The organism is Bartonella heixiaziensis (assembly GCF_046245125.2).
Taxonomy (GTDB): Bacteria; Pseudomonadota; Alphaproteobacteria; order Rhizobiales; family Rhizobiaceae; genus Bartonella; species Bartonella heixiaziensis.
In genome coordinates, this window is the sequence record NZ_CP176404.1 from 1,024,162 (window position 1) to 1,041,603 (window position 17,442).

General features: G+C 38.1%; 11 protein-coding genes and 1 tRNA gene. 4 read left to right on the forward strand and 8 right to left on the reverse strand.

Features of this window, described 5'->3' with window-relative positions:
* Positions 1 to 908 precede the first annotated feature (908 nt).
* The 3 genes from ACKC4Y_RS04455 (at position 909) to ACKC4Y_RS04465 (ending at position 4,229) form a co-directional block, all read left to right on the forward strand.
* Positions 909 to 983 (forward strand) — tRNA-Glu (locus tag ACKC4Y_RS04455).
* Positions 984 to 1,461: 478 nt separating this feature from the next.
* Complete coding sequence (locus ACKC4Y_RS04460) at positions 1,462 to 2,676, forward strand: NADP-dependent isocitrate dehydrogenase (RefSeq protein ID WP_409362100.1); 1,215 nt, start codon at positions 1,462 to 1,464, stop codon at positions 2,674 to 2,676.
* Positions 2,677 to 2,798: 122 nt separating this feature from the next.
* A complete protein-coding gene (locus tag ACKC4Y_RS04465; protein WP_409362101.1) occupies positions 2,799 to 4,229 on the forward strand; it encodes an MFS transporter in 1,431 nt (476 codons plus the stop codon).
* Between the two features lie 32 nt (positions 4,230 to 4,261).
* On the opposite strand, the gene ACKC4Y_RS04470 is transcribed toward ACKC4Y_RS04465, so the two are convergent.
* From ACKC4Y_RS04470 to ssb, 8 genes are all read right to left on the reverse strand, one after another.
* A complete protein-coding gene (locus tag ACKC4Y_RS04470; RefSeq protein WP_409362145.1) occupies positions 4,262 to 5,479 on the reverse strand; it encodes an MFS transporter in 1,218 nt (405 codons plus the stop codon).
* A 454-nt stretch (positions 5,480 to 5,933) separates the two neighbouring features.
* A complete protein-coding gene (locus ACKC4Y_RS04475) occupies positions 5,934 to 6,152 on the reverse strand; it encodes a hypothetical protein (protein ID WP_409362102.1) in 219 nt (72 codons plus the stop codon).
* 416 nt (positions 6,153 to 6,568) lie between these two features.
* A complete protein-coding gene (tgt, locus tag ACKC4Y_RS04480; protein ID WP_409362103.1) occupies positions 6,569 to 7,687 on the reverse strand; it encodes a tRNA guanosine(34) transglycosylase Tgt in 1,119 nt (372 codons plus the stop codon).
* Between the two features lie 1,191 nt (positions 7,688 to 8,878).
* Positions 8,879 to 9,391: a peptidylprolyl isomerase gene (locus tag ACKC4Y_RS04485; protein WP_409362104.1), complete on the reverse strand. Its 513-nt coding sequence runs from the start codon at positions 9,389 to 9,391 to the stop codon at positions 8,879 to 8,881.
* Positions 9,392 to 9,409: 18 nt separating this feature from the next.
* The gene (locus tag ACKC4Y_RS04490) at positions 9,410 to 9,985 is read right to left on the reverse strand and encodes a peptidylprolyl isomerase (protein ID WP_409362105.1); all 576 of its coding nucleotides are present in this window, start codon (positions 9,983 to 9,985) and stop codon (positions 9,410 to 9,412) included.
* Positions 9,975 to 10,493, reverse strand: a complete 519-nt coding sequence (gene coaD / locus ACKC4Y_RS04495) for a pantetheine-phosphate adenylyltransferase (RefSeq protein ID WP_409362146.1) — start codon at positions 10,491 to 10,493, stop codon at positions 9,975 to 9,977. The genes ACKC4Y_RS04490 and coaD overlap by 11 nt, the downstream gene beginning before the upstream one ends.
* Before the next feature lie 24 nt (positions 10,494 to 10,517).
* Positions 10,518 to 13,298 (reverse strand): DNA gyrase subunit A, encoded by a 2,781-nt coding sequence (gene gyrA, locus ACKC4Y_RS04500; RefSeq protein WP_409362106.1) that lies wholly within the window; start codon positions 13,296 to 13,298, stop codon positions 10,518 to 10,520.
* 232 nt (positions 13,299 to 13,530) lie between these two features.
* Positions 13,531 to 14,049: a single-stranded DNA-binding protein gene (ssb, locus tag ACKC4Y_RS04505; RefSeq protein WP_409362107.1), complete on the reverse strand. Its 519-nt coding sequence runs from the start codon at positions 14,047 to 14,049 to the stop codon at positions 13,531 to 13,533.
* Between the two features lie 223 nt (positions 14,050 to 14,272).
* Between ssb and uvrA the strand changes: the two genes are divergently transcribed.
* Positions 14,273 to 17,188, forward strand: coding sequence for an excinuclease ABC subunit UvrA (gene uvrA, locus ACKC4Y_RS04510; protein WP_409362108.1), 2,916 nt, complete (start codon positions 14,273 to 14,275; stop codon positions 17,186 to 17,188).
* Positions 17,189 to 17,442 lie beyond the last annotated feature (254 nt).

Here is a 17,442-nt window from a genome sequence, read left to right on the forward strand (position 1 = left end):
ATTAAAGATCCCTATCCCTTGATTATACTCCCCATCAAAGTAGGAATTCATAAAATTTTTGACTTGTGTACAATGTAATCCTATAACGCCGCAGATTAAGATATAAATAATGATCATACTTGCAAAGTCCGAATATTTGGCATCAACGGACCATCAATACCTTGAAATGCTGGGAGATTACGATTGCATACACCTGAAACAACTCTTTGCATACATAACAACCTAATTTTTAGGTAAAGATTATCCAGATATGTGTAAAAGCAAATAGTAAGCTTTTTTTCCAAAGTTTTCTTATACAAGCATCTAGAAATGAATATGAGGAAAAGTAATTATTGATTTCTGCTCTGCTCAATCAGTTCTGTGCCTTTTCATTTTTTCGATGCCCATTCCCTTTCACTTTATTAAATGAAATGAATCTCAAACGTATGCCGTAGAGAAAGCTTTCATACGATCGCGTCACTACTTCGCTAGCAATTCAGTATTGTCATTCACTTCAGTAAACTGCTCCGAATTAGCTTTTTCCTTACTGAAATCTTAGCTAAAATAATCTTTTTTATAAAAATCTTTGAGCATGTAAACTTATATTTTCACCACGCACACGCTCCACAGCAATCAACAAAATAGCATAAAAAAACTCAGCACATCAAAACTGCTGATTTTATCTTTTCTTCTATTTTCTAACCCGAAATAACAAAAATAACACTTGATGATTGTGTGTGCTAATACCAAAACTTTCTATCAATCATTATAACTTTTCCCCATATTTTTTACACAAACATTAAATAATCGATACGAGAGAAACAGAGATATACTCAAAAATAATTTCATAAAATACGTTTTTTTCAAAAAAATTACGCAGAGGGCTTGCGAAGTAAAAAGATCCTCTCTATAAGCCTCATCATTGGTTTGCGCCCATCGTCTAGCGGTTAGGACGCCGCCCTTTCACGGCGGAAACAGGGGTTCGATTCCCCTTGGGCGTACCATGTTGTTTTTTATCACAAATAACACATTGATTTTCCATATGTTTTTAAGTGATGGGATAGTTTTTTTAAACTTCCCTCTATGAAGAGCATTATTTTTTACCAACTTTTTCTATTGATTCTTTGAATTCTGCTAAAACTTGTTGTGAAAAACTATGCAAATTTCTAACAAACATACCAATAATTTTTACGACTCAAGGGATTAGAAGGATTTATAATAAAACTTCTGCTAAAAACATCCGCTTCTTTTCTTAAGAAGGAAGTGGTCTTTTAATCTAAATTCTGCTGTTCAATAATCATTGCGTTGACAAATATATTTTATCTTTTCAAAAATGAAATTCCTCAATAAAATTTTATAGCTTATTTTTATATATTCTAATGATAATATATTGAACTTCCCCTCTATCATTAATGTTTTTAATTTTTATTATAAGTCTGAAAGTGCTATAAAAAAAGATCACTTAAACGAAAAGGACTTCTAATGATAAAGATAAAAGTGGAAAACCCCGTTGTTGAAATCGATGGGGACGAAATGACCCGTATCATCTGGAAATATATCAAAGACAAACTGATCCATCCCTATCTCGACATTGATCTCAAATATTACGATCTTTCCATTGAAAATAGAGATGCAACCAATGATCAAGTAACGATCGACTCTGCCAATGCTATCAGACAATATGGGGTTGGCATAAAATGTGCAACCATCACACCCGATGAAGCACGCGTCAAAGAATTTAACCTAAAAAAAATGTGGAAATCACCCAATGGCACGATCCGCAATATTTTAGGGGGAGTCATTTTTCGCGAACCTATTATCTGCAAAAACGTCCCACGCCTCGTTCCAAACTGGACAAAACCAATTATTATTGGACGTCATGCTTTTGGCGATCAATATAAAGCAACGGATTTCAAATTTCCGAGTAAAGGAAAGATAAGTATTAAATTTGTCGGCAATGATAATCAAATTATCGAACATGATGTTTTTGATGCCCCAAGCGCGGGGGTTGCCATGGCTATGTATAACCTTGATGAATCAATTCGTGACTTTGCACGAGCATCTTTTAATTATGGACTACAGCGGAATGTTCCAGTCTATCTTTCAACTAAAAACACCATACTGAAAAATTACGATGGTCGTTTTAAAGACATCTTTCAAGAAATATTTGACGCAGAATTTAAAGTTGAATTTGAAAATCGTAAATTATATTATGAACATCGCCTCATTGATGATATGGTTGCTTCTGCGCTTAAATGGTCAGGTGGCTACGTATGGGCATGTAAAAACTATGATGGTGATGTTCAATCAGATATCGTTGCTCAAGGTTTTGGTTCACTTGGTCTCATGACTTCTGTTCTCATGACTCCCGATGGTAAAATTGTAGAAGCAGAAGCTGCACATGGTACAGTAACACGCCATTACCGTCAGCATCAAAAAGGTGAAGAAACATCAACAAATTCCATCGCCTCTATTTTTGCGTGGACACGTGGATTGGCACATCGTGCAAAACTGGATAACAATGAAAAATTAAAAAACTTTGCCACAACATTGGAAGAGGTATGTATTAAAACTGTTGAAGAAGGTTTTATGACCAAGGATCTCGCACTCCTGATTGGTCCTAGACAAAAATGGCTTTCTACAACAGGATTTCTCGATAAAATTGATGAAAATCTCAAAAAAGCAATGGTTAATTAACCTATAATTTAATTTAAATTTCAAAGCTCTGCAAAAAAAGGGCTTTGATTCTTCCCTTGGAAAATTCAGGTAATTGCTTTATAAGTAAAAAAAATGTCATCCTTTACTAAATAGAAAAAACAGTGAAAAAACAAGGCTGGTTTGCGCTTTTATTGGGTAAAAATGGTGTTTATTCTTTAACGTTTACAGGCGGTGTTGCGTTACACGCCATCAACGTTTACATTGTTATAACCATTTTACCTTTCCTTATGAAGGAAATTGGCAGTGAATTGTATTATTCTTGGGTAGCTACTGTTTTTATTACAGCATCACTTCTTGGGACTTCACTTGCAACAACAATATTAGGAAAAATAGGTCCACGAAAAGCTTATGTTGTTGCTGGAATCATCTTTACCGCTGGCACCTTCATATGCAGTATTGCTTCGTCTATGCCGTTATTTTTAATAGGACGCTTTGTTCAAGGGTTTGGAAGTGGCTCCTTGCTATCCCTATCTTATTCGATGATACGTATTGTTTTCAATCCATCTTTATGGTCGCACGCCTTAAGTGTTATTTCTCTCATGTGGGGAGTATCAACCTTTTTAGGACCCGCTATTGGGGGTATCTCTATACACTATGGCGTATGGAGGGCATCTTTTTGGCTCATTGGCTTATTAGCAATAATTTTCTCACTGATAGCCCTTAAAGTTTTACCAAAAGAAAATGAAAATTATATCCCTAAATCCCATCTGCCCTTCCCTCAACTTCTTACACTCATCTTATTGATTATCATCATTTCTGCGGGAGGGACTATGAACACTGCAATTGCGCAAATCAGCGGATTAGTTATTGGATTTAGTCTTCTCTTTGTTCTAGCGAAGATTGAATCCTCTACGCGTCATCCTATGTTGCCATGTAAAACCTTTTCGCTCTCTTCTGAATTTTTTTCTCTTTATTCACTGATACTCATCATAACTACAGTCGTTTATGGTACAGAACTTTATTTTCCACTATTTCTTCAAAAGCTTCATGGACACAATCCACTTGTTGCTGGCTATATGGCAGCATTAATGAGCATTGGTTGGACATGTGGTTCTGTATCAAGTGCGAGTGCCTCTGCAAAAAAAATTCCTAGTCTTATTTTATATTCCCCCATATTCAGCCTTATAGGCATGAGCATTCTTTTATGGTTTATTCCAACAGAAACTCCTAAACTAGAATATACTTTTATCATTTGCTTAGCATTGTTTGCTATTGGGATTAGTGCTGGCATAGCGTGGCCGCACCTGCTAACAAGAATACTACAATGCGCTAGCGATAGAGATGCTCTACGTGCCGGTGAATCTCTCACCTCCGTACAGTTATTCTCAATAGCTCTTAGTGCAACATTAGCAGGAACAATTACTAATATCGCTGGACTTTCTAATCCTGGAGGAATAGCAGGAATGATTTTCGCAGCAAAAGCTCTTCTTACGACATTTATCAGTCTTTTATTCTGTCTCGGTATTCCATTTGCCTTGCGCGTTTCCTACAGCATACAAAAAAATCAACCGACCAATCAAATGACTAAATAAATGATAAAATACCCCTTTTTTTCAAAAGACTTTCATAACGAAGAGAGATATTGATCACGTTTTTCCACGTACCATGAAAAGCAAAAAATCAATAATCCCAAAAGAGTTAAAATACCACCCACAAGAGCAGTATATTGATAATTATAACCCAAATTTAAAATCCACGCTCCGGATTCTGCCCCCAAAGCGTTAGCGATATTAAAAGCAGATTGCATTAAAGCCCCTGCCAAAGTTTGTCCATGGAGAGCAACATCCATAATTTTTGTTTGTATAGACGGCATAGATGCAAAAGAAGTACCAACAAGAAAACATCCTAATGCTGCCGTTAAGGGAGTGTAGGATAAAAAGAAAAAAAGAAAAAAAACAAACGCGCTCCAAAGCATAGCAAAAAATATCATCGGTGAAGTACCAATTTTCACTGCCAATTTAGGACCCAAAAGATTGCCTACAACCATTCCCAATCCAACTAACGGCATAATAAATGGTATCCAATCAAGCGGAACATTGGAAATATGCATTAAGGTTGACTTAATATAAGTAAAAACAGAAAATAACCCTGATGCCCCAACTGAAACCATTGCTAAGAGAAACCATACCTGCTTTTGCTTTAACGCATTCAGTTCGCGTAGAGGATTTGTCTTCAAATCATTAGGAGCAGAAGGTAAGAAAACCAAAATAAGAAAACAACATAATAAAGCGATAGCTCCTACAAGAACAAAAGCAGTCTGCCAACCCAAAAGCTGCCCAATCCAAGTTGCACTCGGTGCTCCAAAAACAGTCGCAATTGTTAAACCAAGCATAACATAACCAACGGCTTTAGAACGTTCATTCATTTTCACCATAGAAGATGCAACCAGAGTCGCGAGCCCAAAATAGATGCCATGTGGAAGACCACTGGTAAACCGCAATGCGACCAATATGCTAAAATCAGAAAAAAAGGCACTGGCAATATTTGCCAGGGCATAAAAAAGCATCAATCCTATTAAAACAGTTTTGCGTGATAACTTAGCTGTAGCCACAGCTAAAAGAGGTGCTCCAATCACAACACCCAATGCATAAGCAGAAATATACTGACCAGCCGTAGGAATATCAACATATGAGCTTCGTGCCATTTCCGGTTGTAACCCCATTGCAACAAACTCTGCAGTGCCAATAGAAAAACTTCCCACTGCAAGAGCTAAAATTGCCAAACGGCGCGTTCTAGAATCAATCGCTGATACAAAAACATCTTTTTTATGAGAAACCTTCATAGCATCATTTCTGTATTGTAACATTTCAAACTTTGAATATCCGCAATACGCAGAAACAAACTCAAAGCATTCTTATACCCATACTTAATAGTCTCCAATAAAGTTTTAAGAACATCTTAATACATGAATCACTTTATGAGGCTTTAAATGAGATTCTTTAATAGAGAATTTTCGAATATCTCATAGCTACAAATTTGTAGGTGATATCTTTTACCTAATTAGAAAAATTGCTCTACATTTTAATTCTGCAGTAATTTTTCGAATATTTTTATGAATAACTTGTTTAGGGTGGTATAAAAGAATTCTCTCCTTCCACACCAAACATTTTTTTTAATATCTATGCGTTATTTCATAATTTTCTAGAGCTTCTCGTAATGCTCTTGCGTTTCCATGTTTACTAAATAATTCTATTTTAGAGAAATTTACCCCTTCCAGAGACAAAAAGATCATCAAATCATTTTTCATTTACTTTCAAATAACACTCTCTAACACAAGTTTTTTTTACCTCATTTTCTACTTCACCTTCTTTGTTTTCTAATTTACTAAAATATTCATCTAAATCATCATATGTAAATTTGAAATATTCAAGTAATTTATTATAATAATTTTCATACAAATCATTTGTCACAAGTTTATTTACTAAATATGTTTTACCTATATTAAGTAAATTCATTGACCTTTTGTAAAAGGGCAATAACAATAATTACTTCTTAAATACAGATATTTATATCTTAATTTTTTGTCATTATTATATTATTAAATATAAAACATATTTAATAATATAATAATTGAATTATAAAACTAATTATTTATATGGATATAATTATATCAATATTCTTAGTTGAACTTCATTATTGAACGATAAAAATGCGGAATATCGCATAAAAACGCAATTTTCATACTTCTTTAAGAGTTTGCTAACGCCTCATTAACATTGTTGATCTAAACAGTCATCAGAAACAGAAACAAACTGTTTTTCTCCGGATCAGGTAGTGCGTACCGGAGTCAGAGTTTCTGCCTAGTATTGAGTTGCAGAGAGAATATATAAGCGACATAAAAAAGATAAACGTCATCCTTATGGGCAATATCTTATCGCCCTTGCATCCATAAAGCGCGCGTTTCAGCACAAAAATCAGCATAACATCCTTCTTCAATGGCATCACGAATTCCTTGCATAAGATATTGATAATAAAAGAGATTATTCCAAGTTAATAACATACCACCAAGAGATTCACCAGATTTAATCAAATGATGTAAATAAGCACAACTATAATCAGAAGCAGCAGGACAAAGCGACTGTGAATCAAGAGGAAGTCGATCCTCTGCATAACGTGCATTACGCAAATTAATTCTTCCAAAGCGCGTAAAGGCTAAACCATGACGTCCCGCACGTGTTGGCATAACACAATCAAACATATCAATACCACGAGCAACACTTTGTAAAATATCATCCGGCGTTCCCACTCCCATGAGATAGCGTGGTTTATCCTCTGGTAATATCGGACAAGTAGTATCCAATACGGCTGTCATAACACTCTGCGGTTCACCAACAGCAAGCCCCCCAATAGCGTAGCCTTTCAAATCCATCTCTTTTAATGCTTGGGCAGAACGTTCACGCAATTTCATATTATCACCGCCTTGAACAATACCAAACAGTGCTTTATCTGGCTGATCACCAAAAGCTGTTTTACAACGCTGTGCCCACCGCAATGAAAGCTCCATAGCAGCTTCCATTTCTTTTTCACTTGCAGGTAATGCAATACATTGATCCAGTTGCATCTGGATATCTGCATTAAGAAGTCCTTGAATTTCGATAGAACGTTCTGGACTCATTTCATAGTACGCTCCATTAATGTAAGAGCGAAAAATCACACCTTGTTCAGTAATTTTACGGATTCCCGCCAGTGACATAACCTGAAATCCACCAGAATCGGTTAAAATAGGTCCAAGCCAGCGTGAAAATTCATGTAACCCTCCTAAACGTGCAACACGCTCAGCTCCTGGACGCAACATTAAATGATAAGTATTGCCCAAAATGATATCTGCCCCAAGAGCACGTATCTGATCCATATACATAGCTTTGACGGTTCCTGCCGTCCCAACTGGCATGAATGCCGGTGTGCGAACACACCCACGTCCTGTTATAATTTCGCCACGACGCGCACAACCATCTTGAGCAATTTTCCTATAATGAAACGTCTTTATCATCACTCTCGTCTTTTTGCTTTCATAAATCCATATTGCTATAGAAAGAAAAAGTGTATCTTTCTGTTGATAGCATCGTCGTAAACTTTACGGATTGATTTTCGATTCGTTAAATACTGTAAACAGCATAAAAACTTAAATGGGGGAAATGAAATTGTAATATCAAGCAATCACAATAACAAAAATGATAATCTCTTTTTACCCAAATACCGAAAATTCCTGACAACATAATATCATAAAATACCTGCGCTTACCCGTCACAATCTTAAATAACTGCAAAGCTTTTATTATTAAAACCAATGATCTTATTTCCACACACTCTGGCTATCAAGAATGCCTAGAAGTTTAGCCATGGAAAAAAGAAACTCCTGAATACATTGTATCACCTAGAGCCCCCTTCAATTTCACAAATAAAAAAATTTCGTGTTTATATAAAATGTAAATAACTTCTCAATCTGTCTAGCAATTTCTTGGTAGAATGCAAACCAACAACTCTTCTAGCTTTGTTGTTTTTTTCACAAGTAAAAAGATCTTTATATTTTTTATATTCAATATCTTATCGACACTTTGATACAATATAGCAGTAAAAATATATATGCTAAAATTCTCAGTAACAGCGAACATCAATGAAACACTTTGTTATCCTACCCAAATAATTTTTATAGTGTTTAAATGCCGCCTCCTCTTCATTGAGAATCTTCAGAAGAAATCAACATGAAAAACTTTTCACATCTGCTTGTGAAAAAAGCAAAATCACCCTTTCAACTAAACAAGCAAACTTCAGTACAAGCTATTATGCTCAATAATCCGGACCTAAAAAATTCTACTTCCATGAAAATAGTAAATGCAGACAAACTCTCGTGAAATGCGAAACAACTGTAAGAAGCAACTAGTCCTAGAATAGTTAGCACTATTGAACTGCCTCCCCCTACTCAGTGTGAGCAGACAGTGTAGCTTCCAAGCTTAGGGATAATCCTATTGGCAAGCAGAGTTGGCAATCATAGTAAAAAGCGCGCCTCTCATTCCACTGTACCAAAAAGCGAAAAAAATTGTGATATGAAGAGCAAGCATATAAAAGCCAGAACCTCTCATGAAGACCAAAATCACAACAATTGACCTCCACCGTACGCAAAAAACAGCAGACAAAAATATCTTTCTTTGATGATCTTACAATTGAAAGCGATACAATTCACACTATTTCGCATCCGCAGCGACTGTAGCTTTAATAATTGCATCGGGATCTACAACAGGTTCACCACGCTTAATTTTATCAACATTTTCCATACCTTCAAGTACCTGCCCCCATATGGAATATTGACGATCAAGCCAAGGAGCTTCCGCAAAACAAATAAAAAATTGAGAATTAGCGGAATTTGGACTCTGACTACGTGCCATAGAAACCGTTCCACGCTTATGAGAAAGATTCGAAAATTCTGCTGTTAAATTTGGTTTCTCTGAACCACCCGTACCCACACGTGATAAATTGAATTTTTCACTGTCTTTTTTTCCAAATTGCACATCACCAGTTTGAGCCATAAAACCATCAATAACGCGATGAAAAACAACATTATCATAAGCACCTTCACGCACAAGTTCTTTAACGCGTGCAACGTGACCAGGGGCTAAATCAGGAAAAAGCTTAATAATAACTCTACCCTTCGTGGTTTCAAGAATTAAGATATTCTCTAGATCTTTAACCTCAGTCATACGGCTAACTCCTTTGCCTCACTTATCAGCTTGTAAAGTAGCAGCATAAATAATATCAGGATCTTTTACAGATCCATTATTACTTGTGCTACCTTTTTTAATTTGATCAACAATATCCATTCCCTTTATGACCTCTCCAACAACAGTATACTGTCCATTTAAGAAAGTAGCATCATCAAAACAAATAAAGAATTGGGAATTAGCGGAATCTGGATCTTGTGCACGTGCCATACCAACAGTGCCACGCTTAAATGGCTGTTTTGAAAACTCTGCTGGTATATTAGGGTAATTTGAGCCACCGGTACCAACGCGTTTAAGATCAAAGTCCGCACTGCCCTTTTTTCCAAACTTTACATCACCAGTCTGTGCCATAAAACCTGGAATAACACGGTGAAAAACAACGTTGTTGTAAGCACCTTCTTCTGTCAATCTCTTGATTTGTGCAACATGTTTTGGTGCCAAATCAGGGCGAAAACGAATAACGACTTCACCCTTTTTAAGAGATAAAACAAGAACACTAGAATCATCTGCTACAGCACTCAATGAAAAAAAACAAAAAATACATGTCAAAACAGCAAAAAATCTAAGAGACACAATCATTCTCCTCTAAAGATTGAAATTTCGAGCGCAAAGCTTGTGCAACATTTGGAGGTACAAAGGGGGAAACATCACCTCCCATAGAGGCAATTTGGCGCACCAATGTAGAAGTTATCGCCCGCCCAGAAACGCTTGCGGGCAAAAAAACAGTTTGCAATTCAGGAGCCATGATACCATTCATCCCCGCCATTTGCATTTCATAATCAAGATCAGTGCCATCACGCAATCCACGAATAAGAAACGAAGCACCAATTTCACGAGCCTTATCAATCAAAAGCGTATCAAATGAAACAACCTCTAATCGATCAGGGCCTATGCCTAACAAATCTTTCCTTAGCTGTGCAATTAATTCAACACGCTCTTCAAAATTAAAGAGTGTTTTTTTTATAGCATGTATACCTATAGCCACAACCACCTTATCGGCCAAAACGAGACCGCCTCGCAAAACATCAAGATGACCGTTTGTAAGGGGATCAAAAGAACCCGCATAAAGAGCAATTTTCATCATTTGACTCAGCTAACTTCAGAATTATTTCTCTTCACTCATATCAACTGTATCAGAAGACTTTCCAGCTTCATCATCTAATTGACTAGCATCATCCTCCGATTCAGAAATACGCTCAACCGATACAACTTTTTCGCCCTCAGCTGTATTGAAAATTGTCACCCCCTTGGTCGAGCGACCAGCGATTCGAATACCATCAACAGGAACGCGAATAAGCTGTCCCCCATCTGATACCAACATAATTTGATCTTGCGCCTTTACCGGAAAAGCCGCAACTAATTTACCAATTTCAGACGTCTTAGACGGATCTGTTGCACGTATTCCTTTTCCACCACGTCCCGAAATCCGGAATTCATATGAGGAAGATCGTTTTCCATAACCAAATTCACTAACCGTCAAAAGCATTTGCTCGCGCGTATTAAGTTCTGCATATCGTTCATCTGTTAACTCTGTTTCTGTTACCCCGTCTTCTTCATCAAGAATTACGATATCCTCAGCATCGACACCAGCAGCACGCCGTTCATTCATCACACGTTTAACGTAAGCAGAACGTTCAAGCGATGTAGCCTCAACATGCTCTAAGAGTGTCATCGAAATAACCTTATCACCGTTAGCCAAATTAATACCACGGACCCCTACCGAATTACGCCCTGCAAAAACACGAACATCAACAACTGGGAAACGAATACATTGTCCATTCGCTGTTGTTAAAACAACATCATCATGTTCTGTACAAGTTTCAACAGAAAGAATTTCATCTCCTTCTTCATCAAGCTTCATTGCAATTTTGCCATTACGATTAACCTGCACAAAATCTGATAATTTATTACGGCGCACAGTTCCACGCGTCGTTGCAAACATAATGTCCAATGTACTCCAATGCGCTTCATCTTCTGGTAAAGGCATAATCGTTGTTATGCGCTCACCTTGCTGTAAAGGAAGCAGATTAATGAGAGCTCGCCCGCGTGACTGCGGTGTACCAAGTGGTAAACGCCAAACTTTTTCCTTATAAACGATACCACGTGACGAAAAGAAAAGAACTGGTGTATGGGTATTAACCACGAATAAACGCGTTACAAAATCCTCATCTTTTGTGGACATACCAGAGCGCCCCTTACCACCACGCCGCTGCGCACGGTATGTATTAAGAGGCACACGCTTAATATAACCACTATGACTAACTGTCACCACCATATCTTCCGGCGCAATCAGATCTTCATTATCCATCTCAGCGCTACCAAAGCCAAATACGGTGCGTCGAGGCGTTGCAAAGTCTTCACGAAGAGCAGTGAGTTCATCTTTAACAATGCTCATAATCCGTGAACGTGATGCCAAAATATCAAGATACTCGGAAATATCGACACCAATTTTATTCAATTCATCAGCAATTTCATCACGCCCAAGCGCCGTCAACCTTTGTAGCCGCAATTCTAGAATAGCACGCGCCTGTTCTTCAGATAAATTATAAGTGTTATCCCCATGAATAATATGACGAGGATCATCGATAAGTTTAATCAAAGGAGCTACGTCGGCAGCCGGCCAGCGCCGCTCCATTAATTGTGTACGTGCTGTCTGTGGATCAGGCGCTTTACGAATGAGCGCTATAATTTCATCGATATTGGCAACAGCAATTGCAAGACCAACCAAAACATGTGCCCGCTCACGTGCTTTACGCAAAAGATATTTTGTTCGCCGACTAACAACCTCTTCTCGGAAAGAAACAAATGCACGAAGCATATCAAGCAACGTCATTTGCTCAGGTTTCCCCCCGTTTAACGCAACCATATTACAACCAAAAGAAGTTTGCAGCGGCGTATAACGATACAATTGATTCAAAACAACATCCGCAACAGCATCTCTCTTAAGCTCAATAACAACGCGATACCCATCACGATCAGATTCATCACGCAAGTCAGAGATTCCCTCGATGCGTTTATCACGCACCAATTCAGCCATTTTCTCAATCATCGTTGCTTTATTAACCTGATAAGGTATTTCACTTACAATGATTGCCTGTCGACCATTGCGAATTTCTTCAACATCAACCTTAGCACGCATAATAATTGAACCGCGTCCCGTTTCATAAGCTGAACGGATACCGGAATGGCCAAGGATAATACCACCAGTGGGAAAATCAGGACCGGGAATAATTTCAATTATTTTATCTAGTGTTATATCAGGATTATCAATCAAGGCGATACAACCATCAACAACTTCACCAAGATTATGAGGAGGAATATTGGTTGCCATTCCCACAGCAATACCACCTGAGCCGTTAACCAGAAGATTAGGGAAGCGTGCTGGTAAAACTACAGGCTCCCGCTCACGTCCATCATAATTATCCTGAAAATCAACCGTATCTTTATCAATATCAGCTAAAAGCTCTTCCGAAACTTTTTCTAAACGACATTCTGTATAGCGCATTGCTGCTGGGGGATCCCCATCAACAGAACCAAAATTTCCTTGACCGTCAATTAACGGATTTCGCAAAGAAAAATCTTGCGCCATACGAACCAACGCATCATAAATTGAAGCATCACCATGAGGATGAAATTTCCCCATAACTTCACCAACAACACCCGCAGACTTACGATAAGATTTATTAAAAGAAAGCCCCATCTCATTCATAGCATGAAGAATCCGCCGATGAACAGGTTTAAGACCATCACGCACATCAGGAAGAGCACGCGAAACAATCACGCTCATCGCATAATCGAGGTAGGAGCGTTGCATTTCATCAATAATACTGATTGGTTCAATACCGGACAGCACATCACGTTTTGGGTGTGGAGTAAGATCGGTCACAGCTTCAAGACTTTCAAAAAAGAATCACTCTACTCTTTATATACCGAAAAATATGCGAAAACACTACTTCCCCTCCTGAAACAGGGAAGAAATTTAACAATAATTTTCAACATGTTATTTATTCATCTTAAAAATCACAGATAAAATAAACAGAACCACCTTTTCTGAACTTTTAAGATCTGAAACAAACAATCAAAAGATATAAAAAACGACAACACCACCTTAGAAATCATCAAAAAGGCACATCATCATCTAATTTGTGCGAAAAACCTTCTCCCGATTGACTATTGTTCTGACCAAAAACCTCTCTCTGATTTGCGCTACTGGACCCAAAATCACCACTGCCATAACTCCCGCTCGACTGAGTTGCTCCTTGCATTTGTTCTCCACCAATCATGCTTCGCCCATCAAGCATTTGTAATTCACCACGATATTTTTGCAAAACAACCTCTGTTGTATAACGATCATTACCATTTTGGTCTTGCCATTTGCGCGTCTGTAACTGACCTTCAATATAAATTTTGCTTCCTTTTTTTAGATATTGTTCGACAACTTTGATAAGATTTTCATTAAAAATAACGATACTATGCCATTCCGTACGCTCTTTACGCTCATTCGTATTGCGATCGCGCCAACTTTCTGAAGTAGCAATACGTAAATTTGCCACTTGATCACCAGAATTCAAACGACGAATTTCAGGATCTGCACCGAGATTACCAATCAAAATAACTTTATTAAGGCTACCAGCCATCGCATAAACTCCAAAATCATAAACCGGGGGATTATAACAAAAGATGACAACAAGGTATAGTTTATTCCATTCTTAACAATAAAAAGCTGCTCTCTTTTCTCTCTTTCCACAGAACTTGCTGTCTCTTTCCGTGTTAAAATAATTAAACACATTGTAATTCTAAAGAAACAGTCTTATTTCACTTTGAAGTGTTCAATTTTTGTCACATATGCCAAGGATAGACATGACCCATCAGAAATACATCTCCATTCGCGGCGCACGTGAACATAACCTTAAAAATATTGATCTCGATCTCCCGCGAGACAAACTGATTGTTATTACGGGACTTTCTGGATCAGGGAAATCATCCTTGGCTTTTGATACACTTTACGCCGAAGGTCAACGTCGCTATGTTGAAAGCTTGTCTGCTTACGCACGTCAATTTCTAGAAGTGATGCAAAAACCAGATGTCGACCGAATAGACGGCCTTTCACCAGCTATCTCCATTGAACAAAAAACAACCAGCCGCAATCCTCGTTCAACGGTAGGCACTGTCACTGAAATCTACGACTATATGCGCCTTCTCTTTGCGCGTATTGGTGTTCCTCATTCTCCAGCTACTGGGCTTCCTATTGAAAGCCAGACCGTAAGCCAAATGGTCGACCAAATTATGGGCTTACCAGAAGGAACCCGGATTTTTATTATGGCACCTCTCGTCCGAGGGCGAAAAGGAGAATATAAAAAAGAGCTAACAGAACTTTTAAAAAAAGGGTTTCAACGTGCTAAAGTTGATGGAAATTTCTATGAAATTCCTGATATTCCTCCTCTTGATAAAAAGTATAAACATGACATAGATGTAGTGGTGGACCGTATTGTTGTCCGTAATGACATTGCTCCTCGCTTAGCAGACAGTATAGAAACCTGTTTAAAGCTAGCAAATGGGCTTGCAGTTGCTGAAATGGCAGACCAACCTTTAAAACAAAAAGAAACCTCAAAGGAATCTGCCAATAAATCAAAAAATGAAACACACAAACGACTTATTTTCTCAGAGAAATTTTCTTGCCCTATCTCTGGATTTTCTATCCCTGAAATTGAACCACGACTCTTTTCATTTAATAGCCCTTTTGGCGCTTGCCCTCTTTGCGATGGACTTGGCACGAAAAAAGCAATCGATCCTAAAAGTATCGTACCAAATGAGAATCTCACTTTAAAGGCGGGAGCAATTGCCCCTTGGGCTAAGTCATCCTCACCCTTCTATAACAAAATCTTAGAGGCATTGGGCAACACTTATGGATTTAAACTTACAGATAAATGGTGCACACTTTCAGATGAAGCGCAAGATGCTATTCTCTATGGCACAAAAAGAAAAGGAAAGACCTTTGCCTATAAAAATGATATAAGCGCACAAACACCGTCCCAATACTTTGAAGGTGTTATCCCGAATATGGAACGGCGATGGAAAGAAACTGATTCTACTTTGTCACGTGAAGAAATCGAGCGTTATATGTTTTCTTCCCCTTGTCCAGCCTGCCATGGTTATCGTTTAAAACCAGAAGCACTCGCTGTCAAAATCAACGGAATGCATATTGGACAAATATCAGAGCTTTCCATCTCAAAAGCAGATTATTGGTTTGCTAACATTCATCAATATCTTACTGAAAAACAACGAAATATAGCGGTTCGTATTTTAAAAGAAATTCGTGAACGCTTAGCTTTTTTAAACCATGTAGGACTTGAATATCTTACCTTATCTCGAAGTTCCGGCACTCTTTCAGGGGGGGAAAGTCAACGTATTCGATTAGCATCTCAGATTGGCTCTGGTCTTACAGGGGTCCTTTATATCTTAGATGAACCATCCATCGGTTTACACCAACGTGATAATGAACGTCTCTTGAAAATGCTGCGTCATCTGCGTGACCTTGGCAATACAGTTATCGTTGTTGAACATGATGAAGATGCCATTCTTAGTGCAGACTATGTCGTTGATATTGGTCCAGCCGCGGGCGTTCATGGTGGTGAAATCATAGCTCAAGGCACCCCACAAGAAATTATGAAAAACCCATCCTCTCTCACAGGCCAATATCTCTTGGGAAAAATGGCCGTGACCATTCCTCCTCAACGACGAAAAATATCGAAATCAAAAACACTCAAAATAATTGGTGCTCGAGGTAATAATCTTAAAAACATCAGCGCTAATATCCCTCTTGGGACCTTCACTTGCGTAACTGGCGTTTCAGGAGGAGGAAAATCAACATTTCTCATTGAAACCATTTTCAAAGCCGCATCACGCCATATCATGGGAAGTCATCAAAATCCCGCAAGCTACGACAAAATTAAAGGATTAGAATTTCTTGATAAAGTTATCGATATAAACCAATCCCCCATTGGACGAACTCCACGCTCGAATCCAGCGACCTATACAGGCGCCTTTACCCCAATTCGTGAGTGGTTTGCCGAACTTCCAGAATCAAAGGCCCGCGGTTATCACGCAGGACGGTTTTCATTTAATGTTAAGGGAGGCCGCTGCGAAGCGTGCCAAGGAGATGGAGTTATCAAAATTGAAATGCACTTTTTGCCTGATGTCTATGTTACTTGCGATGTATGCCAAGGAAAACGTTATAATCGAGAAACGTTAGAAGTAAAATTCAAAGGAAAATCTATAGCCGATGTCCTCGATATGACAATCGAAAAAGCAGAGGATTTTTTTCAAACTGTTCCCGCGGTTCACAACAAAATGAAGACCCTCATCAAAGTTGGCCTTGGTTATATCAAAGTAGGACAGCAAGCTACGACGCTTTCTGGTGGGGAGGCCCAACGTGTAAAACTTGCAAAAGAGCTTTCACGCAAAACAACCGGGCAGACACTTTACATTTTGGACGAACCAACAACGGGTCTTCATTTTCACGATATTTCTAAACTTCTTGAAGTGCTACATGAACTCGTTGAACAAGGCAATACAGTCGCCGTCATTGAGCATAATCTTGAAGTCATAAAAACAGCCGACTGGATTATTGACTTAGGACCAGAAGGCGGGGATGGTGGTGGCGAAATTGTTGCAGTTGGGCGGCCTGAAGATATCATCAATATTCCCACTTCCTATACTGGAAAGTTTTTGAAAGAAATTTTGCTACGCCGACCTTTATATAATCCTACTTCTTAAAAGAGTCTTCAAATTACAAAATACATATATTATGTATTTATGATATAATAAGAAAAAAGAAAGCAAAAGATCTCTTATTGTATCATTTTGATATTTCATAAGCCTTGCATCCTTTTCCTCCTAAAACAACAGCGCTCCATCCTATACGACAAAAAAATCTTTTCAAAAAGAGCACACAAGGACATAATTTTTGACTTTTCCGTGTAGAAAGTATCTGTTGGCACATATCACAGTTGTCAATATAATATGGTGCA